Raw genomic sequence first — 22756 nt, 5'->3', positions numbered from 1 at the left:
TATTGTAACATGTCGGTCCTAATCCGTCTTGGCCCGGTCGACATTCGTCTGGTGCTGGTCCGGGAAGATGACGGTGAAAGTGGTCCCGACCCCCTCTTTACTAGTGACGCTGATCTTACCATGATGGAGCTGTACGAGCTGGTGCACGATTGATAGCCCCAAGCCAGACTCCCCGTACTTGGTGTTCTTCCGGGATGGATCGGCTTTATAGTAACGTTCCCAGATGTTTTTGACCTGCTCGTCACTCATCCCCATCCCCGTATCGGCGATGCGAATGATGGTCTCCTCATACCCGCGTTGGGCCGAAATCGTGATGTGTCCATCCTGAGTGAACTGGATGGCATTCTGGGTAATGTTGAACATGATCTGGACGAAACGGTCGTAATCGGCGTAGACCTGAACTTCTGTTGGCACTTCAAGCTCTAAAGTATCGCCAGAATCGTCTGCTTTTTGCTTCAACTGCTCGGCAATGTTGTGCAGGGCGTCAACTGCGTTAAACTCGTGCAGGTTCAGCGTAATCTGGTTCGAGCGAATCTTCTCGTAGTCCAGGTTTTCGTTGACTAGTCGAATCAAGCGACTGGTCTCACTACGCATCAAATCAATACTTTCTTCCTTACTTTCTTCTGGAATGGCGTCGTAGGCTAGGCCTTCCAATAGGCCGTTGATCGTGGTCAGTGGCGTCCGCATCTCGTGGGAGGCGTTGGCCATGAATTCTCGCCGCCGTTGTTCTTGGCGTTGAATCTCCTCGCGTGATGCCTTCAGTGAGTGCGTCATGCCGTTAAAGTCGTTGATCAAATCATCAATCTCATCGCGGTTACGACTGGTCATTTGCACATCGTAATCCCCTTGCGAAACCTGGTTAGTCGCTACCCGCAACCGGTTGATTCGATTGGTGTAGTACCGGGCCAGAATATAACTGGCCACAATGGCGACCAGGATGGACACCAGTAACGCCCGAATCAAGTTGTGATTAATCTGGTTGATATTGGTATTGATATCGGAAACAAAGGCCCCCATCACCACTACTGCAACCAGTTTATGATTATAAAAGTAAGGTTTCATGACCTCGGTCATGGCCGGGGAGATTCGCCCTTTCTTATTACGGACCCGCCGGTCAACCACCTTGTGGATAATTTTATTTTTCTGGAGTTTTTGCCAATCCTTTTTATTGATAGATTGTTGATACAGATTAGCGGGGAACACGATTTTATTAGTCGAACTATAAATCGTGACACTCATCGCCTGGTTCTGGAGCAAGCGCTCGCTATTTTCAAGGGCCGTGGTGTCAAAGTTGACCGACTTGTCGTCGTTCGAACTGATTCGTAACGACTGTTCAATCAAGCTGTTCGAATACTTCTCTAGCGAATTCCAAGTGTTGCTGTAAACCATGTGGCGGGTCATTTGGGTATACGACACCCCCAATAAGACCAAAATAATCGTGATTGCCGCAAAGAATCCCAGCATTTGTTGATACATTAACTTCATTATTCGGCTCCACTATCGTCAAATTTATAACCCACACCCCAGACCGTTTGGATAATTTGGGGACCTACCTTTTCAATTTTTTGCCGGAGTTTTTTGATGTGGGCGTCCACCGTCCGTTCATCACCGTAGTATTCGTAATCCCAGACCAGTTGTAAGAGCTGTTCACGGGAGAAGACCTGCCGTGGCTTTTGGGCCAACGTTTTTAACAGATCAAACTCTTTGGGCGTTAAATCCTCAATCTGCCGGTCGTTTAAATACGCCTCACGCGTCTTGGTATTCAGCTTAAAGTGTTCGGTGACCACGTCAAACAACTCGGTATCATCCAACGGAGCTGCTTCCTTTTGCGAAGCGGGTCCCAATTCAGCCCGCCGATGCAGGGCCTTGATGCGGGCAATCAACGTGATGGGACTGAACGGCTTGGTGACGTAATCGTCCGCCCCCATCTCTAATCCCAAGACTTGGTCGCTCTCCGAGTCTCTGGCCGTCAACATAATAATTGGCACCGTGGGTGATAACTTCCGGATCTCGGCGCTTACCTGCATTCCGTCCATCCCGGGTAGATTCAAGTCCAGCGTGACCATGTCCCAATCGTGGGGACTGGCTGAAAACATTTCCAGAGCTTCGTTCCCATCGTAGGCAAACTGAGCATCCCATTTTTCTTTTTTAAAAAACATCGACATCATCTGTGAGACAGAATGATTGTCTTCGATCATTAATAACTTCATATGCGACCTCCAAAAAGATGACCCTATTTGGCGCCGGCTAAAAGTTGGTGGGTCATACAGGTCCGAACTTAACAGATGAATCAGACCGCGCCATGATAGAATCATGAAGTTTTTGTTACTTTTAGCGGCTGCCAGAGCGTTGTGGTTCCGTAGTTCCTTATTATACCCTGATTTTATTATAAAAATAGTCTAAGCTTCCCGCAATCACGTTGCATGAGGGATTCTTAGACTGCCTTAATTTTAACGAAAAAAATTAGATTAGGGTACTAATTAGTTCACTCTTTTTGCCGCTGTGACAAAACAACCAGTGCTTAACTAGGTTACGTAGCTACCACTGTTTCCCTATCTTAGGCGAATGATTTTGCAGGGCCTACATAATATGGTACACTATATTAGTATCATTTTGGGGCCGTTCTGGATTCGACTGGTATAGGTCGAGCCTTGGTTGCACTCCGTAGCGGCATCTACGTTAAAAGGTCCAGTTCATTATAACTGCAAAAAATAATAACAATTCTTACGCTTTAGCTGCTTAATAGGCGCTTAACGTAGATCCTCCTAGTCTTACCCGCGGGCTAGATCTGGGTCTTAAATTTAACGGGTTACGCTAATTGGCTTCCACCTGGAGCTGGTTAGAAGAGACTAATCAGGTTAGCTCAACATGTTGGCCCTGACAGGCGGCAGGTTGTTGGGTGAAAACTTAAGTAGTCTGCCTATGAGTGTAGAGGCTAGGGTGGCGATATGCTAGGACGCGGGTTCGATCCCCGCCGGCTCCATTGATTATAGTTTGCGGGATGAAATAAGCCCTTGAAACGCCGGTATCAAGGCGTTTTTATTTTTGCCTAAATTTAGACTTACATATTAATTGATTACTACCTTAATATTGCTTGACACTTGTTAAGTCTATATCGCCAAGGACGCTGATCCCATCATAGAACCTAAATGAGGCGCAATCCACGATGGTGGATTGCGCCTCATTTACTAAATTTAACTGGCTTAGTCAGCCTTAAGCTGTTGCTTGGCCAACGCTAAAATCTCCGGCTTCAACCCGATACGTTCGGCCAGCCACATGGCCTCACTGGCCCCGACCTGATTCAACAGTAACCGGTATTCCGGCTGCAACGTTTGCCGGTTAAAGGCCATCGACCCAATCACAAAGTGGGGTTGCGCAACCGCGTAATTCTTAATGCCGGTGTAGTGGGTGGTCACCACTAATTTAGCCCCCTGATCGACCAGGTACTGGATGATGGCAATTCCCAGTGCCGTCCCCTCTTCTGGGTCGGTCCCGCTGCCGATTTCATCCAAAAGAATCAGGGCATTGGGCCGTAAGTCATTAGTAATGCCCACCAGTGTCGTCATTTCCCCCGAAAAGGTACTTAGCTGCGCCGCCATATTTTGTTGGTCCCCGATGTCGATGGCAATCTGGTTAAAGACGGCTAAATTGGTCCCTTCGTCGGCTGGAATCTCTAAACCTAACTTAATCATCATCGAAAAAAGCGCGATAGTTTTCAGGACCACGGTCTTCCCGCCGGAGTTGGCTCCGGTAATCATCAGACTTTGATCGGCGGAAAGCGTCACGTTCAAGGGCACCGCGTTTTCGCCCAACAATGGGTGCCGACCATTCACGATGCGGATGGTTTGTCCCCCGTTGAGTTTCGGTAAAATCGCGTGGTGTTCCAAGGCGTATTGACCCTTGGCAAAGATTTGGTCGAGCTGACTCAGCAGGTCGATCTGTTTGTTGAGGTCTTCCCAGTGATCCTCAACGTCCCCCGTCATGGTCGCCAATATCTGGTAAACTTCGGCGTCCTCGGAAGCGAGCGTGGCCGCTAATTCCAACCCCGTTTTGGCCACCGTACTGGGTTCGAAATAGACCGTGGACCCCGTCGCCGACTGGCCCATGACGGTTCCCTTAAAGCGATGCTTGTAGGTCGCCTTGAGTTGGACACAGTAGTGCTGGTCACGACGAATCAATTGTTTTCCCTGTAGTTCGTGAGAGTGTTTACCCACGAACTGGCTTAACTGTTGTTGAATCTGACGGGACTGCTTATCCTTGTCCTTGCGCAGTTGGGCCAGTTCCGGCGTTGCATCGTCACGAATCCCGTTGCGATCCAACACGTCATCCAGCCGGTCGCGCAGCCCGTTCAACGGCGGTTGCTTAGCCAAAAAGGCCATCAATTGCGGAATGTCTGTCGCATGTTGGCGCAAAACGGTCCCCAACCGTCGCCAATTGACCAGCGTGGCCTGGACAGCCTTCAACTGATCTACTGTTAGTAACCGTCCCTGGTCCAACTTGGCGCGAATCACCGTAATCTGGTCCAAGTTGAAGAACGTCAATAAGACATCCTGGCTCAGGAGCTCGTGGGCTTCATGGGTCAGGGCTAAGTTTTGCCGGACCTGGGCCAACGCCGTAGACACGGGCGTCTTTTTCAGCGAGTCAGCCGCGTAATCACTATGGGTCAGATCGGCTACTGCCGCTAAAATCGTATCTAATTGTAACGTTTCTTGAATTGTTTTAACCATATGTTCTCCTTCATGCCAGTTCAACCGTGGTCCCCCAATTCCCGGTTTGATCATTGTCCCCACGGGCTTAAGTTGGCCCGTGGGCAGTCAGTTGTGCCGGTCGTCACCCCGACGACTCGAATAATTTCAGAGTAGCACGTTCTAAGAACGGGTTCAAACGCCGTTGGGTAAATTAAGCCTTCCGCACCACCCCGTTAAAAAAAGCTATAAAATACTTTATACACTTTCCTACTTTATTATAGTCACTGATTCTGTCACGACAGGTCACCCCACAATCTAACTTAAGCCATTGACAACCATCGCTTTGCGGCCTAAGCTAGGCTTCACAATTGAAATGTCTCGTTTAACGTGATATCAGGAAGAGTACTTAGATTTACGCGGTCGAGAGAGCACCGGGAGCTGAAAAGGTGTCCGCCAACGTCTAACGAAAATGACCCTGATTGCTAGCGCCCAGTGCAAGCTGGTCGCCCGGAGCTGTGACCCGTTACCGTCACCGACTTTTGGCAACGAAAGTTATCGAGTGGCTGGGTGTGAACTCAACCTAAAGTAAGGTGGCACCGCGGGAAATCGGCCTTCTGTTTCACGACAGATGGCCGATTTTTTAGTTAGGGGGACGATTCCATGCAACATCAACGTTTACGCTTCACGCTCGCCACACTCGGGCTCCTCGTTTTAAGTGGGTGCGGATCACAGGCCAGCGGGCACAGTCAGTTTCACCATGCTCCAAAACACCCAGGAAGGCCTGTACCGCCTGGGCAAAAACGGTAAACCACTCAAAGCGATTGCGACGCACACCAAGCTGACCAACGGTGGTAAGACCTACACCATTGACTTGCGGCACGATGCCAAGTGGTCAAACGGCGATCCGGTCACAGCCCAGAATTTCGTTTATTCCTGGCGGCGGACCTTGACGCCCAAGACAGCCGCCCAGATGCAGGATTACCTATATCCGGTGGTCAACGCCAAAGAGATTTTTGCCGGTAAAAAGGCCCCTAGTACCTTGGGAATCACGGCGCACGGGCCGTACAAGCTGACCATTCAACTCACCAAGCCGGTCTCTTATTGGAAGACGCTGTTGGCGTGGCCGGTCTTTTACCCGGAAAACCCCAAGATTGTGCAAAAGTACGGGAACCGCTACGGGACTTCTTCTAGCCGTGTGGTTTCCGACGGGCCTTACCAACTGACCAAGTGGAACGGGACCAGTAAGACCTGGACGCTGGCCAAGAACCCGCACTATTGGAACAAGGCCAACGTTCACTTGACGGCCATCAACTATCAGGTCAACGAAAGTACCGCCACCAGCTATAATCTCTTCATGTCCAAGCGAGCCGACGAAACGTTACTAAGTGGCCAACAGGTCAAGAACAACCTGAACAATCCGAACTTCGTCAAGCGTTTGCCCACCGGGACCCAACGGCTCGATATGAACCAAAAGAAAGTCCCCGCACTCAAACACCTGGTTATTCGCCAAGCCCTTTCGGCCGCCATCAACCGCGACCAACTGGTCAAAAATGTTCTTCAAGACGGTTCGGTTGCTTCGACTGGCCTGGTTCCCGTCGGCATGGGCAAGAACCCGAAGACCGGTGAAGACTTCAGCCATGAAGCCATTGTTAAATCGGCCACGTCTTACGACTTAACTCGGGCTAAGCGGCTCCTGGCTCAGGGCTATCACGAGTTACATACTAAGCACCTTGATTTGACCTTGTCCGTGGGAAACACCGATGCAACCAAACAGACGGCCGAATTCATCCAAAGTTCGCTAGAGAAACTCCCCGGCGTTAAAATTGCCGTCAGAGCAATCCCTTATGTTCAACTGATGACTCAGCAAGAACAAGGCAACTTTGAGTTAACGCTCAGCGGTGCCCAATCGGTTCTGGCAGATCCTAATGAGTATCTGGGCAATTACGTCGGCGGCACCACCGACGATAACGAAAATATCACAGGATTCAACAACGCCCGCTATAACCGGTTGATGACTCAAGCCGACAATGTAGACGGTAATAACCCAACTCTGCGCTGGCAGAAGTTGATTGCCGCCGAAAAAACATTGATGACCCAACAAGCCGTCATCCCCCTGTTCCAGCAAGCAAAATCGCAACTCCTACGGACCACGGTCAAGGGAATCATCTACAACCCTGCCGGTATCCCGTTTGACTTCACCCACGCCTACATGGCTCAGGACTAACTACGAAAAAGGGCGAGAAATCCGCGGATTTCTCGCCTTTTTGTGTTTTCGTTCAATTTTTCGCAACGACGCGAAAGTTATGCCGTAATTTCGGCCAGACGTGCCGGTCGGCAAAACTGATCAACGGTCCATTAAAAAAGACGCAAAAGAGCATCCCCAAATTCACCGAGTAGAGTTGATGACTCATGACAAAAGTCACGACCATGATGGCAATTGGCACCAGGAAGGCCACAATCTGTGCCGGCACTACCCGCCCGTGAAAGTAGCGGAAGCGCACGATGTTCGTGGTATCGTCGTTGGGGTGCATAATCAGATTTGCCCGCTGGTACAACGAAATCGCGATACAAAAAATCACGATACCCGAAAAACAGATGGCCAATTTGACCAGCCACGGTAATTGGGGAATTCCCAACCGGGTAAACAGCGCCACGAAGCCGTTGACTAAATAGCTAAAGCAACCGATAAAGACTACTTCGCCAATAAAGCGCCAACGGTCCCAGTGTTGACTCAACACCTGATTGACGCCCGCCGTTATAGTTCCAATTACCAGCATCGGCCAACCGACCGACACACCTAACAGGTGGCCCAGATTCACTTCCGAAGCCGTCCAGGGACTGGTTCCCAAGTTCGTGGCCACGGTCAGCCCGTTGCCAAACGCATTAATCAGTAGCCCCCAAAATAAGGCCCAGACACGCTGGGCCAACGGATTATTCTTGGTCATTCACCAAACTTCTTTCCATCATTAGAATTCTAATTAAGCATAGACGTTGGTGATGACCCATGTCAATTGACCCAGTTACTCATGGGTGGCCCAAAATACCCGATAAGCTGGGCCTAAGACCGTCATAAATTCGGTTAGTAATTGCGGACTGTAGTAACGTAACGTGGTCCGCGGCCGATCGCCAGGGCTAGTTGGTCCCACCTGGCGCAATGTCCCCGTCGTCAGGGGCCAGAAATAACCCACGGTCCCCGCTAAATCAGAATCGGTCACGTGGTTGCGCACATAGGCGTCCAGGAAACGACCAATCTTAGTGGCCGTGGTCTCAAAGACGGGGGCTTGGGGCCGGTGCGCTAGTTGCGCAGCCAGCGCTTTAGTGGTATGCGTTATTTTATCAGTCCCCAGATAAGCCATCTTCCAGAGCAGCCAGGCCAGCGCCGACCAGAACCCAACTGTGGGCAAGGTCACACTCATTCCTAAGAGTTCTGAATAGGTCAACAGATAGACGCGCACATCGTCTTGGCCGGTTTGATCATCGTGAAAGACGGCTTTCCAGGGACCGGCCGGACTTGCCGGCTCAGCCGTAACAATCAAGTGACGCGTTCGCGTGGGTGTCACAGCGTCACAGGCCTTGGCCAATTCGGCGATAAGGTTTTTCAACATGGTCGTGGCTTGGTCCTGAGTGATCGTAGATTGTAAATCATTCACCAATCCGGTCACTAACCGTGCTAGTACAGGCGATTGTGTCGCGATGGTTAAGATATCATGCCACCGGTACGTGGCTTGGGGCCAGGTCCACAACGTCAGCGTCTCAAGCGTCGTGGCCACGTGTTGGTTAAGATTTTCCGGCCCGTCACTGGCCAAGGGGTTCCAGCGAATCACGTTTTGATAATCGCCCCGAATCGTGTGAAAGGTCATAGTCACCACATCTTGAGCGCCACAGAGCCGTGCCTGGCCTGTCACCGTTTTATCCGGATTACCCTCTAGTCGAAAGTTAGCTTCTGCGGCCCGTACCTGCAGATAAAAGCCCACCAAGTCCGTTGCATCCCCGATTCCTTCAGCTAACGGCAGTACCCGCAAAGCCACCACCGCCTCCGCTGGGATGATGACGGTCTCTCCGGTCTTCAAGGCGAGTTCTAAAGTCACCACTCCCGTCAAATTGACCAGTGTGGCCTCCATTTTAAATTGCCGCGCGTAGCTGTGCGCAGCTTGAGTCGTCAATTGTCGTTGATTATTTATTGGGTTCATGACGTTTCCCTCTAATCATCTAAGATGAACCTAGCATACCCTGAATCATCACGGTCCGCACAAATTACGCCTTCTCCGACGCATTATTGGAAGATTTACCAGCTTAAAAATGGTTTGTTCGCTATCAAATCGCATAATCTCGCCATTTTCAGTTATACCTGTCGACCGCTATTTTTACCCAAACAACTTTATTTTGCCAATTTTCGCGGACAAATTAGTAAATAGTAGCAACTAATAATCCACCAATGTTTAGTATACTCATCCCCACGTCATAGTCTGTCATTTTGAACCAGAAAGCCAACTTTTGTGTAGCTATTCAACGGATAACTATATCCCCACTCATTTGTCCTCAATTTTCGGATACTGCGCCAAGACTGCGGCGAGCGTGGTCCGCATCTGTTTAACCAATGACAGTGGCGATAAGACTTTAACCGCCGTTCCCTGACTCAACAACCATATCATGGCGCCGCCAACCTTGACGTAGGCCTCAATCACGTGACTCCCATCAGGGTGTCGGTCAACCACGTACGACCCTGGAAAATAGTCGAGAGCCGTTTGCACGTAATTACGGTAAACGAAGCGAATCCGGGTCAACTCCCCCGTGTCTAACAGGTAGGTCTGGCGTCGATGATCCTGTAACGAGAAACGTTGGGCGTACGCCAGTCGCTCTCCCGTTGTTTTCGTTAAAATGTCAACGATACGGTCTAAGCGGTACAGCAAGTAACTGTGACGTTGCCGGTTCCACATGGCGACGTAGAAGTAGTACGTCTCAAAAAACAGTGCGACCGGTTGGGCGTGCTGGACACGGGGAGTGGGTTCGCCCGCGTGACTGCTTTGATAAGTAAAGACCAGTTTTTCGTTGTGGTCAATACTCGTCGAGATCTCCCGCAAGCGGGCCAACAACGGTTTGGCCCGTGACAGTGGCGTGTAGCTCCCCCGTGAAAGCGTCAATTGCTCATGAACCAGCGTTTGCATACTCGGTGATAACCCCGTACTCAAGAAATCCAGGGTTCGATTCAGTTCGGCCCCCGTCAATGCCCGGCTCCCCAGTAAGACGTGGCTCGCAGCCAAGACCATTTCTAAGTCGTGAACATCGCTTTGCTGGGTCAAGCAGTACGTCCCGTTTTGATCGTCGATGACTCCCACGTTATATTCCGCCAATGCCTGCCGAATATACGCCATATCACGTTGACAAGTCCGCAGACTGACCCCGTATTGTTTCTTGAGGTCAGCCTGATCAAGTACCTCACCACTCACCAACCGGACCAACATATCCGCGACGCGCCCGTTGCTCTTCATTTGCACACCCCCAGCACCAAAGTTTCGTTAGTCTTTATCATAGCACGCTTTTCCCCGCTTTAGTCCTGTCAAACATAACTTTTTGCCGCAATAAAAAACGCGGCTGGTTAGGAACCGCGTCAAAAGTTCATGAGGTGGCAATCATCGTTGCCGTAACCGGGGCATCCCCGGCATACAAATGTTGCTTGATGACCCGTCTTTTCTGAATAACTTGCCCCGTTTCGGCTAGGGTCAACCCAAAGATACCGCCGTCATAGGCACCCGACCGGCTTCCCGCATCAATCAGGTAGCGGGGCACATCCTGGTCATCGGCCTGCATTTTCAAGTATCCCTGGTGATGGTCCAGCAACTGAACTGGGGTGTGACCGGTCACGATCACCTTTCCCAAATCATTGGGATGCCACCCCAGTTCCCGGTGGGCGTCATCTTGAAAGTAATACGCGCCCCGAATCCAGAGCAAATCATCACGACGTTGGTCCGCAAGCGGCCGATGCCAATCGATTCCGGCGTGGACCGCCAGTATCTTCGGCGTCTGCCAGGTTAACGGAAGATGTTGTAAAAAGGCGGTCATGTCCACTAACGGTGCTGTGCTCAACGCATGGGCCACCCCCACTAACGTCGTAGCGTGAATCCCCAAGCGCCGCCAAGTCTGCGCTCCGCCGTTGAGTCTCCAGGTCTGATACGCCCAGTCGCTACCCTGCGCCGTTTGGGCCCAAAAATCATCGTGGTTCCCTAGCAGGGCCACATCGCCATGGTGGGTCACCCGGTCGCGCAAAATGGCTAAAACGCCCAGTGGGTCCAGACTCATGGTTTCCACGTGATCGTCGAAGCGTCGGGTTGCCAGCCCATCGATATAATCGCCCATAAAAATGACTTGGCTGGCTTGAATCACGGGGTCGGCCAATAGAACGCGTAAATCGTCGGCCGCTGAGTGGATGTCTCCTACAAACGTGTACGTCTTCATCCTTATCACCCTCCTGCAGGTCTTAACCCCTGATTGCCGTTCAGTCTACCAAGGGGGACATCGGGGACGCAACTCGCTACGCTTAGTTCGGCCGCTAAGTTAGCCTTGCCCGTCCTTAAAGGCCGGATAAAGCGTCATCCCACCGTCGATAAAGAGTGTGATACCCGTGACGTAGCTGGATTCTGATGACGCCAGCCACGCAGCACCGGCCGCCACTTCAGCCGGTTTGCCGATTCGATTCATCGGGACCATGCTAACGGTCTGGTCATACTGCGTTTGGTCCGCAAATTTCTTGGCGTTGATCGGCGTATTGATGGCTCCGGGACCAATCGAATTGACCCGAATATTGTCCCGCGCGTATTCCATGGCAATCGTTTGGGTAAACAGCTTGACGCCCCCTTTAGCCGCCGCATAACTGGCAAAGGTCGGCCAAGGAATCTGCTCGTGGACGGACGACAGGTTGATGATGTTGCCCGGCTTGCCCTGCCGTTTGAAATAGGTGATCGCCGTCTTGGCCCCCAGGAAAACTCCAGTCTGGTCGATAGCCATGACCTTGTTCCAGTCGGCCAAGGAAAGCTCGTGGGTCGGTACTTGAATCTCCATCCCCGCGTTGTTGACCCACACGTCCAGGCCACCAAACTGATTTACCGCCGTTTCCAGCAAATCGGTCACTCCGGATTCGGTCGCCACATCAGCTTGCACGCTGACGGCTTGGCCCCCGGCAGCCTTAACTTGAGCCGCCACTTTTTGAGCCCCTTTCTCGTCACTGTGGTAGTTGATCACTACAGCCATGTGCTCGGCCCCAAAGCGTTGGGCAATGGCGCTACTGATGCCTTTCGACCCACCGGTGACAACCGCGACTTTGTGCGCTAAATCAGAATACATCATGTGATAATTCCCCCTAAATCGACCTTACTGATTGACCAGCGAGTGACTGTATCGCCACTCGCGATGCTGAACCAGTTTATTATGGTCCATTACCTTTTACACCATGGTTATATCATGATGTTGGGCGTTACGCGAGAAATTAGCTTACCCTACGATTCACTTTAGATTATGGCTCGAAAAAGTGGCAACGACTCATTCGTTGAGCTATGAGTCATTGCCACTTTAATCTACGTCCTACCAAATGCCAATAATTTTCAACCAAAATAGTTCTAAGCCAATCCAGATGAGCAAGTAATATCCCCCTAGAATGGCGTTGAGCCGCCACCAATCACTTTGTTTCACATAACCGGAACCAAACAGAACAGAGGCGGGGCCGTTCGCATATTGGGTCGTGGAACTGTAAATCGCCGTCGTAAAACCTAAAATCAAGGTTGCTAGCGTGCCCGGGACTCCCGCCGCGATGGCGACGCCCAATAAAGCCCCATACATGGCCGCAACGTGTGCCACTTGACTCGCAAACAGGTAATGGGAATAAAAGTAAACTAACGCCAAGACGACCAACACCACCAACCAATTCACACCCTTCAACTGATGTGAGATGGCCCGGGATAACCACGGAATAATGCCTAATTTATTGAGCCGGTTCGCCATAAAAATCAAAATCGAAAACCAAACCACGACGTTCCACGCGCCCGTTTCATGCAAAATATCCTGGACAGATAAAACACCAGTCAACAGTAACAATGAAATCGCAATAAAAGCCACCGTTGTCGCATCTAAATTTAAAGTGCTGGATAAAATCCAGAGCAGCAGGGCCATGCCAAAGATCCCCAGCATGACTTTTTCTTTAAGTTGCATGGCGCCCATCTTTGTGAGTTCCTGCGTTGCCCACTCACGGGCATTGGTCGTTTCGCGTACAACGGGAGGATAGAGACGGTAAATGAGATACGGGACCGTTACCAAGCAAATTATTCCGGGGACTGATGCCGCCACGAACCATCCCAGCCAAGAAATCTTAATCTTAAAGGATTCTGCCAAGCTAAGTGCGATTAAGTTTGGTGACATCGCCGTCATGAACAGCGCACTGGTGATAATGTTGGCGTGAAATTCTGAAAAAATCAAATAGGAACCAATCTTTCGTTCCGTGTGGTCCTGGGGGGTGGAGTGAAACGTCTCCGATAATGCCTTGACAATCGGGTAAATAATCCCACCAGCCCGTGCAGTGTTACTAGGGATGGCCGGAGCTGTCACCAAATCAATCCCCTCAATGGCATAGGCTAGCCCCAACGTTCGTTTCCCGAACAGTTTGACAAACCACAACGCCATTCGCTTACCTAGTCCCGTCTTCGAGAAGCCACGTGAGATCATATAAGCCATCGCAACTAACCAAACCGTTTTGTTGCCAAACGCCTGCATCGTGGTCTTAATCGGGACTAATCGTAACACCAATAAGATAGTCACACTGACTAAAGCAACGCCAGCTATGGGTAAGGGTTGCGTGATGCACGCCACGATTGTAGCTAAAAACAAAGCTAGTAAATGCCAAGCAATAACTGAAATTCCTGCTGGCCGAACGGGGGTTGCCAGCCAAATTAAGCTGCCCACAATGATCGGGATAAAAAATGCTTTATATTTTATTTTCATCACATCACGCTTTCCTCTCTTTATTGTAACTACTAACAGCATAAATTTTATACCCCCGTGGGTTAAAGTAGTCATAATATAATTATCTTATAAGTTAACTCGATACGGCCCGTTGTTCAGCTGTTCAGGGCTTAAATATTACCACTGTGATGGCACAACCCTATCCACCTTTATATTTCTCCCGATTGATTTAACCTTAGCGCAGTGGCGCTCTATCCTCATCAGCAAGCAGGGGGGCTCAGCACCAGCCCGCCCAAATCTTCTAAACGTTTTGTTGGACGCCATCACCAACGACCCGCTAAACTAAAGGTAACCCTTAAGGAGGTCTGCCCCATGCTTATCAACTTGCTCTTTGCGGTGGACGACAAGTTCGTTGACCGAATGTTGGTCACGTTGTACTCAATTCGCCAAAACTCGCCCACCGATAATCAATATGCCGTATACGTGTTACAGGATCAGCCTTTCAATAATGCGGCGACACTCAAGCAAAAGCTACAACGGCTCGACATGACTTACCACCCGGTCATCGTTGACGATAAGTTATTTGCTAACGCCCCATTATCCGACCGCTACCCCCGCTCGATTTATTACCGGTTGTTAGCTAGCGACTTATTGCCCACTGATTTGGATAAAGTCCTCTACCTGGATGCTGACATCTTAGCCATCAACGATTTGACGCCACTGTACCAGACCGACCTCACCGACTCGCTGTATGCCGCCGCAATGCACACCGACTTTTTGAACTTGACCGGGACCTTCAATCAATTTCGGCTAGATACCGCAACCCCGCACTATTTTAATTCCGGAGTGCTGCTAATTAATCTAAAGCGAGCGCGCCAGGTCGTGGACGCCGACAAGATTTTCGCCGTGATCCGAGAACACCACGATGAACTACTCTTACCCGACCAAGACGTGCTCAATAAGCTATACGCCGACGATACGCAACCGGTCCCCGACGTGATCTACAACTATGACGTGCGCAAAAACCTGACCTATCAGGCTACTAGCCAAGGTAAATGGGACCTTGATTGGGTGATCCGCCACACCGTTTTCCTCCATTATTGTGGAACTAAGAAACCTTGGTTACCTAATGCCACCGACTGGTTCGCTTTCTTGTATAAACATTACCAACACCAATCTAAACGACTGTAAGTTTACAAGCATTACAAAAAAATCGCCGCTTACCCGACCCATCGTTCCCGACTTAGATGTGGTAGTATCCCGATTATTGATGGTCACGTGACTGGGGGGCATCATGACCCATCCCCCACGCACTGGCCATTTTTGCGTATTTTTCTAGCGGTTTAGTTGTTTGCCCATTTAACCATCGGTTTTATCCATAATTGGGATTGCTTAAAATTTGTCACATCTGACATTTTACGTTACTAAATCGTCGCAGTTTGTTAAGTGAGCGACACTACTCTGCAACTTAAAGTCCCTATACTAGAACTCGTACGTAACTGGTACATAAAAAAATTTGTTATGGAGTGACTTACTATCAAAGCGACAACTAAAAAAGTTCTGCTCAGTACCTTTGGGGCCGCGGCGTTATTAATGGCTGGTACCCAAGCCAACGCTAGCACGGTCAACGTGCAATCTGGTGATACGGTCTGGGGCTTCTCCCAAGCCTACCACGTCTCGATCAAATCCATCGTTAAGGCAAACAGCTTAAGCGATGCTAACTTGATTTACGTTAACCAAAAACTCAGCATTCCTGATAACCAAAAGACGACGACTAAGGCTAACACGACTAGCCAAGCCGCAACGACTTCAACGACGACTAGTGCTTCCAGCGCTGCTCAATCCAGCTCGACTCAAAGCACTGCAAACAGCAGTTCCGCAGCCAAGACGGCTACTAGCGCAACTCAAGCATCTAAGGCCGCTGCTGCTTCCTCTGCCGCAGCAAGCTCCGCCGCTGCTTCTAGTGCTGCAGCAAGTTCTGCAGCTGCTAGTTCCGCTGCAGCCAGCTCCGCAGCCGCTTCTAGCGCAGCCCAATCCGTTGCAGCTAGTTCCTCAACTGCAACCCAAGCTAGTTCTGTAGCTTCTTCATCATCTGCCGCAACGCAGTACAACCACACGGCAACTACGGCTAGCTCCACAGCTTCTAGTGCTAACACGACGACTGCTAGCTCTGCAGCTTCCAGCGCCAAGTCGACGACTAGCTCCAGCTCTAACACGAGTTCCAGCTCAGCTTCGACTTCTTCCACTAAGGGTGGCGGTGTTGCCGAAGCCTTGAAGATTGCCAACAGTGACGTCCCATACGTTTACGGTGGTAACTCCATGTCCGGTTTTGACTGCTCCGGTTTAGTCCAATACGTCTTCGGCTTAAGTGCCCGGACCACTATTCAACAAGCTAAGTTAGGGACGCACCACACCGACGTTGCTAACGCCCCATACGGCGCTATCCTCTTCTGGGGTTCTGACAGTACACCTTACCATGATGGGATTTCCTTAGGTAACGGTAAGTACGTTGCCGCACAAAACGAATCCGATGGCATCGACACTTTCACTCAAAATTCCTACTTCAAGCCAAGCTACTACATCGTGTTATAATTTTCAGCACGTTAAAACGCGAAGCCCCGATTACGGGACTTCGTGTTTTTTTGTTGTCTGCATTTATTCATTTCTAGTTGGCTAATACTTGGCTTCGACCCAGCGGTGCATCATCACAATATTGGCAGTCGCCACCACGATGACCACGACGACTAGTCCTAAGAGGTCAAACCAGACGCCGCCCTCTAAGACCGAGGCTATCCCCGTGAAAGCCGCGTAAAGTTTACTTTCTAGCTCGGCAAACCACGTCAAGAACCGTAGAAGCACTCCGGTCAAAATAATCGCTAGCACTACCTTGATGATGCGTTGCTGCACGTTGGGGAGAAACGCACTGATGGTATTCGTTCCAAAGTGGATCAAGGTGATGACTGCCCAGGCCCACAGAGCGACCACAATCCCCCACAACACGGCACTGGTTCCGTAAAAAGCCAGGTCATGCCAGGCAGCCGCCGACATGTGGATGTTCAACTGTAGCCACATGCGGATGATATTGCCGCTCATCGCCGTACCAACCGCCAGCAAGATGACCTGGATGACGCCCACGTAAAGGAGCGCGACTAACGACGTCCCTAAGTTGGCCAGGTATAACTTAGTGTCGCTGGTGGGCAATAAGCGGTAAGTATCGCTAATCACGACCTGCTCATTTTGCCGCGCCAAAAGGACAAAGGCGACGAAGCCAAAGATACTGCCCCAAATGGTCACCGTACTGATCATTTCCAGTTGGGCAAAGCCACGCCGCCAGATCTGGTAGACCATGGTCACGACCACCGCCAATAAGTTAAAGAATAAAAGCTGGTTCATGCTGCGAAACTTCGGTCGCCACATAACTCGAAATAGATGGTTAAAACTGGTCATCGCTAATGTCCCCCTCGTAAACACTTTCGTAAAAGGCTTCAATCCCCAATCCAAATTCACGACGAATTTGGTCACTGCGCTTGTGCGTACAAATCGTATGGTCCTTGATAATCACCACTTCGTCCAATAAGGCGGCGATTTCCGACACGTAATGGTCGCTGATCACCATAGTGGCTGAATCCTGCTTCCAACGAATGATACTGCTGATGATGCGCTTACGGCTCATACTATCGATGCCGCTAAAGGGCTCGTCGAGTAAGTACACCGCGGCTTCGCGGGATAACGTCAACGCGATGATGAATTTTTCCCGGGTCCCCTTCGACAGCGTCGCGAGTTTCTGGTCATCGTCAATCTGTAAAAAGGTAATCAAATCCAGATATTTTTTAGCCGAGAAGTCCGGGTACGCCAACGCGTAAAAGTCACGAATCTGACTAAGTTTATCGCCGGGGCGAAACCCCTGAAGCGCCTCACTAAAACTGACAAAGGCTCGGCGGGTCGCCGCCGTCGTTTGACCGTGCACGGCAATGGTCCCCTTTTCTCCCTTGGCGAGTCCCGCAATCAAGCGCATCAAAGTCGTTTTGCCGGCCCCATTTTCGCCTAACAGCCCAACGATTTTTCCCGGATTCAGTTGCAAAGTAACGTTCGTCAAAATCTGCTTAGTGTTGCGCCGGTAATTTAAATTGGTAATGTCAATCGCTTCAGTCATCTGCGTCCCTCCGTTTCTCGATATACGTTTCAATTGCCTGTAGGATTTCAGTATCGCTTAACTTCAACGCGTGTAGTTGACGATAAAAGGCTTGGCTGTAAGTACGTAGTAACTCGTGCTTCAACGTCGTAATCTTGGCAGCATCCGCGGTCACAAAATTTCCTCGCCCCCGCTGCGGCACAATATAGCCTTCGGCAATCATTTCGCGTAACGCCCGCTGAACCGTATTAACGTTGACGGTCAGGTCGACCGCCAGTTGTCGAACTGCAGGCAGCTTGTCGCCAAGTTGTAGGTCACCAGCTACTATTCGGTGATACAGGTAGTTCTTGATCTGATAATAAATCGGCACCTTATCGTCAAACAGCATGTGTCTCACCTCACTAGTGTTATATCTTTCTATAACACTATAACACAATTCCCCCCAAAAAGAAATTCAGTCGCACGGGGGACGCTTCCTATTTGGGCGTGGGACTCGTCTTATCTGATTGGCTGAATAGTTGTGCCCCAACACAAAAAAGCCGACCCCCAACGGATCGGCTCATGATTGATCAGATTTAATTTAACTCTCAGCGGGAACTTCTAACTTCAAATCATTCTTCTGCGCTAATTGTTTCTCGGCAGCCTTCCGTGCCGCCACAGCATCGTAGAAGTCGCTAAAAGTTTGGTTCAAGACATAGTGACCATGGTAAAATAGGCGTGCCGCCCACTTACCTGACCGCTTATCAAAACTAACTCCAATTACTCCCGAAATATTCCGGGAACTAATCTTCGTTAAAGCAGCCACGTTAGACCCGTTAACCAGGGGTAAGTTCGTGGCGTTCCCAATTTGCTTCCGGGTGCGGGGGTCCTTGGTTAACCGGGCTTTGCTAATATCTCGCCGATAGCAGCCGCAGCTGACCGTAATCCCGTGGCGTAGCCGGTAACTGTCAACCGTGACCAATTGGCCACAGCTACATTTGCATAGCCAAGTCGCGTTACCATTCTTTGCAGTCCCGTCGCGACGGATAACCGTCAGTCTGCCGAATTGTTGTCCACTCAAGTCTAAGAGTCTCATAAACAATTCCTCCATTCTTATATTCTTAGAAAGCTTGATTTACCAGAATCTACCCCGATTTCACTCTTTGCTCCCCCGTGGAAAAATATCCTTATATATTATTCTACACATCAAACTAAAAGTTAGCTTAAACTAATCATAGGTTGAGACGTTTGCGTGACTCCAGATACAAAGGATTTTATCATGCCAACCACCCAGAAAGGAAATGATTTACCATGACAATTTTGATAACCATCTTAATTATTCTCGTTGCCCTCGAACATTTAGGCATTATGGCTCTCGAAATCTGGGGACACCCTGCCCAACAAGCCCGGGCTTTCGGGATGCCCTTAGCCTTCGTCCAGCAACCACAGGCCCGTACGGCGTTAGCCAACCAAGGAATTTACAACGGGATGTTGGGACTCGTGATCTTATCCAGTTGGTGGTTGTTAGCTGGCACCGCTCAGCACATCACGTTAGCGCTCTTACTACTGTTCATCGTCGTGGTGGCCCTCTTTGGCAGTTTAACTGCCAATCGTAAAATCTTCTGGCTTCAGGGATGCCCCGCCTTGATCACGCTACTCCTACTGCTAGGTTGGTGGCTTTAATAAATTCTTTAAAAAGATGGTTTACAGACGTCGGGTCACACGTTATAATGAAGTCACATATTCAGGTGAGAACATGCCGCGGTTTCGATTATTGGAGGATTTAATTGAGCTTAAGCCATTATTAACACCATTGGACCCGTACACATACTTCTATTCTGCTGGTTGCGTTCATTCGTAACTAGCTTTTTTTATGGCCTTTTCCCGATGACTTAATTCAGCCTACCGGGTGGAGCTTAACGGCAGCTTAATTTTTCAGAAATAAAACCTAAAACCGTGAGATGTTTACCGCACAATTTAAAATGGGATCCTACTAATGTTCGCGTAGGATCCCATTTTTAACGATAATTAAAAAGAGCGCGGCCCTGGCCCCACTCTAACGTGTTCCCTTACATCTGACTAATGGCAATCCACAGTAAACCTAAATGATAAATGACCACCAGCATCATGGCAATAAAGAGCCATCCACCAGCATAGTACACATAATACATTCCTGGATGCTTCATCCTGCGACCTCCTTCAGTGGGACGGACAAGTTTACCAACACTTCAACTGACCCAATCGGGCCGATTAGCAGTTCGTCGCTCCTTGGCGGCGAGCATGATGGCTTCTTGCTCAGCAATAGTCGCGGTGAACTGTTGCATCTGATCATGAGTAACGACTTGCGTACCATGTTTCTGGGCGCGCCATGTAAGCATCTGAAATTTACGCTTTTCTTCCGACAGCTGATTATCTAACATTTGGTTCCCCCCAAATACTTGCGCCAGTGTTCTAATTCCTGTCACCAATTATTATAAGCGTTTTTTCCCAATCGGTCTACTCATAAGGCCAAATGTTACAAAACATTTACACAGTCCGCCATTTCGGGGCTGTTTTACTTTTATTTAGTCATTAACTTACCAAATGTAACTGCTTTTACTTAAATTGGTATAGTTAAAGTGTGCAACCGGTTGCCATGTGACTAAATGGACGATTAGTAACAATAGTTGTTTGACTCAACTTTTAATGGTTTAGATTTATCTTGTTTTAGCTGTCCCCACCGTAAATCAATTGTGTTTTCCAGCCGAACGGGGTAGGCTAAAGGTAGGTTTTAGAAAGGGGTTTCAACCATGTCCATTGATCGTCAAAAATTCCCGCCACTTTACCGGACCGTTGCTATCAACGACGATGGCCTCGATAGCCACTCCTACATTCCTGGCGGTCTCGATGCCGTCACCAGTTCACCGCTAGCTGCTAAGCCGGGGGCGAACCCCGAACAATTTGTCGGCTTAGCGCTGAGCACGTGCTTGAACGCCACACTCGAAGCCATCGAAAAGCGTCGGAACTTGCCACACCGCTCACAGGTACACACTATCGTTGAATTTGCCCGCGATGTCCAGGGGTTTCAATTCTACGTCAACGCCCAAGTCCGAATCCCCGGCATTGATCCCCAGACGGCCCAGGCCATGGTGGATTTAGCGGAACGCCGTTGTCCTGTGGCTAAATTGATGGGTGGTAGTAACAACGTCACCGTTACCTTAGTTAACGACTTCAGTCCGGTGACACCAGTGGCTGACAAAGCCTAAAAATGGACCGCCCAGCAATCTTGCCATGGCGGTCCATTTGAGATTAATGATGAGAAAAGTGCGCCTTTAGGCGGTGCCACCACGACTGCGGGTGGCGTTCCCCATACACATACGATTGCGACCGTCGACCGGGATGCCGGTCCTCACGCTCGTCGTCCATGAAGACAATCTTGCGCCAGCGCTTGGCTTCTTCATCACTCATGCGCTTTTTACTCATTGACTTCAATCTCCCTTATCCTTTTCTCATGTCCGATCGTGTGGATTATCACGCGTCTTAAATCGGGTGATCTGGCTGAAATCCCGAATAAAGTTAAGGAGTTCATGTGCCTGAGCTTCACCGTAGATATCAAGCCAACCTTGGAACCGGTGCTCAATCCGTTGACGGATTAACCGTTCGGCTTGTTCACCAGTTGGCGTCGCCAAAAGATACAAGCGCCGGCGGTCATTTTCATCGGGCTGTTGGCGCAAATAGCCCTGACGAATCAAAACGCGAATCTGCCGGGAGACGGCACTACGCGTCACTTGGCGTTGAATGGCAATATCCATCAACGTGACGTGTTCGTGCTGGGTGACTTCCCGCAAGATCAGATACTGTTCAAATGACAGATGAAACGTCTTGGTTGGTTCCGATACGAATTCATCCAGGTGCTTCAACGAACTCATATAAACATCAATAAAGGCGTCCAGCAAAGCTGTTTTTTCTTCGGCCATGAATCTCCACCTACAATTCTCAAAATACGATTTTTATCTTAGCATTTACATTCCGTAAATACCAGTTTTTTTCGTGAGCGAGGTCAGTCGCACTGCTAAAGTTATGTTAGAATAGAGAAACGCTTTTGGCCACGGTAAACATGATTATGATGCTTAATTAGCCACACAATTGTTAATCACTGTTACATTTTTCCCGTAACAGACCAGAAAGGAACTTGCTATGTCCGGTTTAATCGATCGCATTCACCGGGTTGAGTTGGGTAACTTAGCCCAATTTGTGAAAATATGTACTAAGCTGCAACTCCCCTACACGTTACTTGGTGGGTCTTTATTGGGAGCCATCCGTCATCAGGGCTTCATCCCCTGGGATGACGACGTGGACGTTGGCCTCTTACGCGCAGATTACGACCAATTATTAGCTGCCGCCCCGGCACTTTTGCAGTCGACCCACTACTTCTTACAGACACCTGATAGCGATCCCAACTACGCGTTGAGTTACGCCAAGCTTTTAGATCGTAACACCTATATCGAAGAGAAAAATAACGTTAATCACGCCCGTAAAGGAGTCTTTATCGATATTTTCCCACTCGACCGGGTGCCCCAGGAACCCACGCACCAACGTGAGCAACTGGCTAAGTTCCAATGGTACAACACCCGGATTTTACTACAACTCCGGTACCACCTGGTCAATAACCCCTTGGTCAAGTTGCAACCCCCTCTGGATGCTGCCCAGCGTGCGGACGTGCAGGTATTAAAGGATGCCCGCACCGCGGTCATGACCCAATACCAGTCCCAAGCGGACCTGCCAAACGTCAAGAATTTAGCTTCCCAATACGCTTACGATAAGGAAGTCTTTACCATTACACAGGTTACTGACCTAACAATGGTTCCCTTTGAGCAATTACGCGTACAAGTCCCCCGCGATTATGCGACAATTTTAACAGGGATGTACGGCGATTACATGGCATTACCGCCGAAAAATCAACGGACCGAAAAACACCTGGAACGGTTAATCATGGATAATCAAGTCTTTACCGATTAAGTGGCCCTAAGCT

Annotated in this window: 22 protein-coding genes and 1 other RNA gene; 7 read left to right on the top strand and 16 right to left on the bottom strand. The window is 49.7% G+C overall.

The window, feature by feature from the left end; translation table 11 throughout:
* Positions 1-18 precede the first annotated feature (18 nt).
* Positions 19-1485 carry a sensor histidine kinase gene (locus H3M12_RS06795; RefSeq protein ID WP_129031084.1) on the bottom strand — a complete coding sequence of 489 codons (1467 nt, stop codon included), beginning with the start codon at positions 1483-1485 and terminating at the stop codon, positions 19-21.
* On the bottom strand, positions 1485-2210 hold the full coding sequence (locus H3M12_RS06790; protein WP_129031085.1) for a response regulator transcription factor: 726 nt from the start codon (positions 2208-2210) through the stop codon (positions 1485-1487). The genes H3M12_RS06795 and H3M12_RS06790 overlap by 1 nt, the downstream gene beginning before the upstream one ends.
* A 405-nt stretch (positions 2211-2615) precedes the next feature.
* Between H3M12_RS06790 and ssrA the strand changes: the two genes are divergently transcribed.
* Positions 2616-2986, top strand: a transfer-messenger RNA (tmRNA) gene (ssrA, locus tag H3M12_RS06785).
* Positions 2987-3203: 217 nt separating this feature from the next.
* On the opposite strand, the gene H3M12_RS06780 is transcribed toward ssrA, so the two are convergent.
* Entirely contained in the window at positions 3204-4727 is a 1524-nt protein-coding gene (locus H3M12_RS06780) for an endonuclease MutS2 (protein ID WP_170954910.1), read from the bottom strand.
* 718 nt (positions 4728-5445) lie between these two features.
* Here H3M12_RS06780 and H3M12_RS06775 point away from each other — a divergent pair.
* Complete coding sequence (locus H3M12_RS06775; protein WP_233449144.1) at positions 5446-6912, top strand: peptide ABC transporter substrate-binding protein; 1467 nt, start codon at positions 5446-5448, stop codon at positions 6910-6912.
* Between the two features lie 52 nt (positions 6913-6964).
* Here H3M12_RS06775 and H3M12_RS06770 read toward each other — a convergent pair whose 3' ends face one another.
* The 6 genes from H3M12_RS06770 to H3M12_RS06745 all read right to left on the bottom strand — a co-directional run bounded on the left by H3M12_RS06770 (position 6965) and on the right by H3M12_RS06745 (position 13673).
* Positions 6965-7633 (bottom strand): hypothetical protein, encoded by a 669-nt coding sequence (locus tag H3M12_RS06770; RefSeq protein WP_182150538.1) that lies wholly within the window; start codon positions 7631-7633, stop codon positions 6965-6967.
* 75 nt (positions 7634-7708) lie between these two features.
* Positions 7709-8878 carry a hypothetical protein gene (locus H3M12_RS06765; RefSeq protein WP_129031087.1) on the bottom strand — a complete coding sequence of 390 codons (1170 nt, stop codon included), beginning with the start codon at positions 8876-8878 and terminating at the stop codon, positions 7709-7711.
* A 339-nt stretch (positions 8879-9217) separates the two neighbouring features.
* Positions 9218-10177 (bottom strand): helix-turn-helix transcriptional regulator, encoded by a 960-nt coding sequence (locus tag H3M12_RS06760; protein ID WP_233449143.1) that lies wholly within the window; start codon positions 10175-10177, stop codon positions 9218-9220.
* A 127-nt stretch (positions 10178-10304) separates the two neighbouring features.
* The gene (locus H3M12_RS06755; RefSeq protein WP_182150537.1) at positions 10305-11141 is read right to left on the bottom strand and encodes a metallophosphoesterase family protein; all 837 of its coding nucleotides are present in this window, start codon (positions 11139-11141) and stop codon (positions 10305-10307) included.
* Between the two features lie 99 nt (positions 11142-11240).
* The gene (locus H3M12_RS06750; RefSeq protein ID WP_182151055.1) at positions 11241-12026 is read right to left on the bottom strand and encodes a glucose-1-dehydrogenase; all 786 of its coding nucleotides are present in this window, start codon (positions 12024-12026) and stop codon (positions 11241-11243) included.
* A 237-nt stretch (positions 12027-12263) separates the two neighbouring features.
* Positions 12264-13673 carry a DASS family sodium-coupled anion symporter gene (locus H3M12_RS06745; protein WP_233449141.1) on the bottom strand — a complete coding sequence of 470 codons (1410 nt, stop codon included), beginning with the start codon at positions 13671-13673 and terminating at the stop codon, positions 12264-12266.
* A gap of 333 nt (positions 13674-14006) precedes the next feature.
* Here H3M12_RS06745 and H3M12_RS06740 point away from each other — a divergent pair, with 333 nt between their 5' ends.
* Together H3M12_RS06740 and H3M12_RS06735 are read left to right on the top strand one after the other, a co-directional pair.
* On the top strand, positions 14007-14825 hold the full coding sequence (locus H3M12_RS06740) for a glycosyltransferase family 8 protein (RefSeq protein ID WP_129031090.1): 819 nt from the start codon (positions 14007-14009) through the stop codon (positions 14823-14825).
* Positions 14826-15227: 402 nt separating this feature from the next.
* Positions 15228-16226: an NlpC/P60 family protein gene (locus tag H3M12_RS06735; RefSeq protein ID WP_182150535.1), complete on the top strand. Its 999-nt coding sequence runs from the start codon at positions 15228-15230 to the stop codon at positions 16224-16226.
* An 81-nt stretch (positions 16227-16307) separates the two neighbouring features.
* On the opposite strand, the gene H3M12_RS06730 is transcribed toward H3M12_RS06735, so the two are convergent.
* The 4 genes from H3M12_RS06730 to H3M12_RS06715 all read right to left on the bottom strand — a co-directional run bounded on the left by H3M12_RS06730 (position 16308) and on the right by H3M12_RS06715 (position 18841).
* Positions 16308-17027, bottom strand: coding sequence for a hypothetical protein (locus tag H3M12_RS06730; protein ID WP_182150534.1), 720 nt, complete (start codon positions 17025-17027; stop codon positions 16308-16310).
* Between the two features lie 40 nt (positions 17028-17067).
* The gene (locus H3M12_RS06725; protein WP_129031093.1) at positions 17068-17787 is read right to left on the bottom strand and encodes an ATP-binding cassette domain-containing protein; all 720 of its coding nucleotides are present in this window, start codon (positions 17785-17787) and stop codon (positions 17068-17070) included.
* The gene (locus tag H3M12_RS06720) at positions 17780-18154 is read right to left on the bottom strand and encodes a GntR family transcriptional regulator (protein WP_129031094.1); all 375 of its coding nucleotides are present in this window, start codon (positions 18152-18154) and stop codon (positions 17780-17782) included. Before H3M12_RS06720 ends, H3M12_RS06725 begins: the two co-directional genes overlap by 8 nt.
* A 192-nt stretch (positions 18155-18346) precedes the next feature.
* A complete protein-coding gene (locus H3M12_RS06715) occupies positions 18347-18841 on the bottom strand; it encodes an alcohol dehydrogenase (RefSeq protein ID WP_129031095.1) in 495 nt (164 codons plus the stop codon).
* A 215-nt stretch (positions 18842-19056) separates the two neighbouring features.
* On the opposite strand from H3M12_RS06715, the gene H3M12_RS06710 reads away from it, so the two are divergent.
* Positions 19057-19428, top strand: a complete 372-nt coding sequence (locus H3M12_RS06710) for a DUF1304 domain-containing protein (protein WP_129031096.1) — start codon at positions 19057-19059, stop codon at positions 19426-19428.
* A gap of 545 nt (positions 19429-19973) precedes the next feature.
* Here the strand turns inward: H3M12_RS06710 and H3M12_RS06705 are convergent.
* Positions 19974-20165, bottom strand: a complete 192-nt coding sequence (locus tag H3M12_RS06705; RefSeq protein WP_129031097.1) for a hypothetical protein — start codon at positions 20163-20165, stop codon at positions 19974-19976.
* A gap of 369 nt (positions 20166-20534) precedes the next feature.
* Here H3M12_RS06705 and H3M12_RS06700 point away from each other — a divergent pair, with 369 nt between their 5' ends.
* The gene (locus H3M12_RS06700; protein ID WP_129031098.1) at positions 20535-20990 is read left to right on the top strand and encodes an OsmC family protein; all 456 of its coding nucleotides are present in this window, start codon (positions 20535-20537) and stop codon (positions 20988-20990) included.
* 43 nt (positions 20991-21033) lie between these two features.
* Here H3M12_RS06700 and H3M12_RS06695 read toward each other — a convergent pair whose 3' ends face one another.
* Together H3M12_RS06695 and H3M12_RS06690 are read right to left on the bottom strand one after the other, a co-directional pair.
* The gene (locus H3M12_RS06695) at positions 21034-21207 is read right to left on the bottom strand and encodes a hypothetical protein (RefSeq protein WP_170954911.1); all 174 of its coding nucleotides are present in this window, start codon (positions 21205-21207) and stop codon (positions 21034-21036) included.
* Positions 21208-21233: 26 nt separating this feature from the next.
* Complete coding sequence (locus H3M12_RS06690; protein WP_129031099.1) at positions 21234-21701, bottom strand: MarR family winged helix-turn-helix transcriptional regulator; 468 nt, start codon at positions 21699-21701, stop codon at positions 21234-21236.
* 220 nt (positions 21702-21921) lie between these two features.
* On the opposite strand from H3M12_RS06690, the gene H3M12_RS06685 reads away from it, so the two are divergent.
* Positions 21922-22743, top strand: a complete 822-nt coding sequence (locus H3M12_RS06685; protein ID WP_182150533.1) for a LicD family protein — start codon at positions 21922-21924, stop codon at positions 22741-22743.
* Positions 22744-22756: the final 13 nt, after the last annotated feature.

Origin of the sequence: Levilactobacillus suantsaii, from assembly GCF_014069315.1 — a bacterium.
Classification (GTDB): domain Bacteria; phylum Bacillota; class Bacilli; order Lactobacillales; family Lactobacillaceae; genus Levilactobacillus; species Levilactobacillus suantsaii.
The sequence above is the reverse complement of the archived record's forward strand: the minus strand, read 5'-3'. Positions and strand labels throughout refer to the sequence as shown.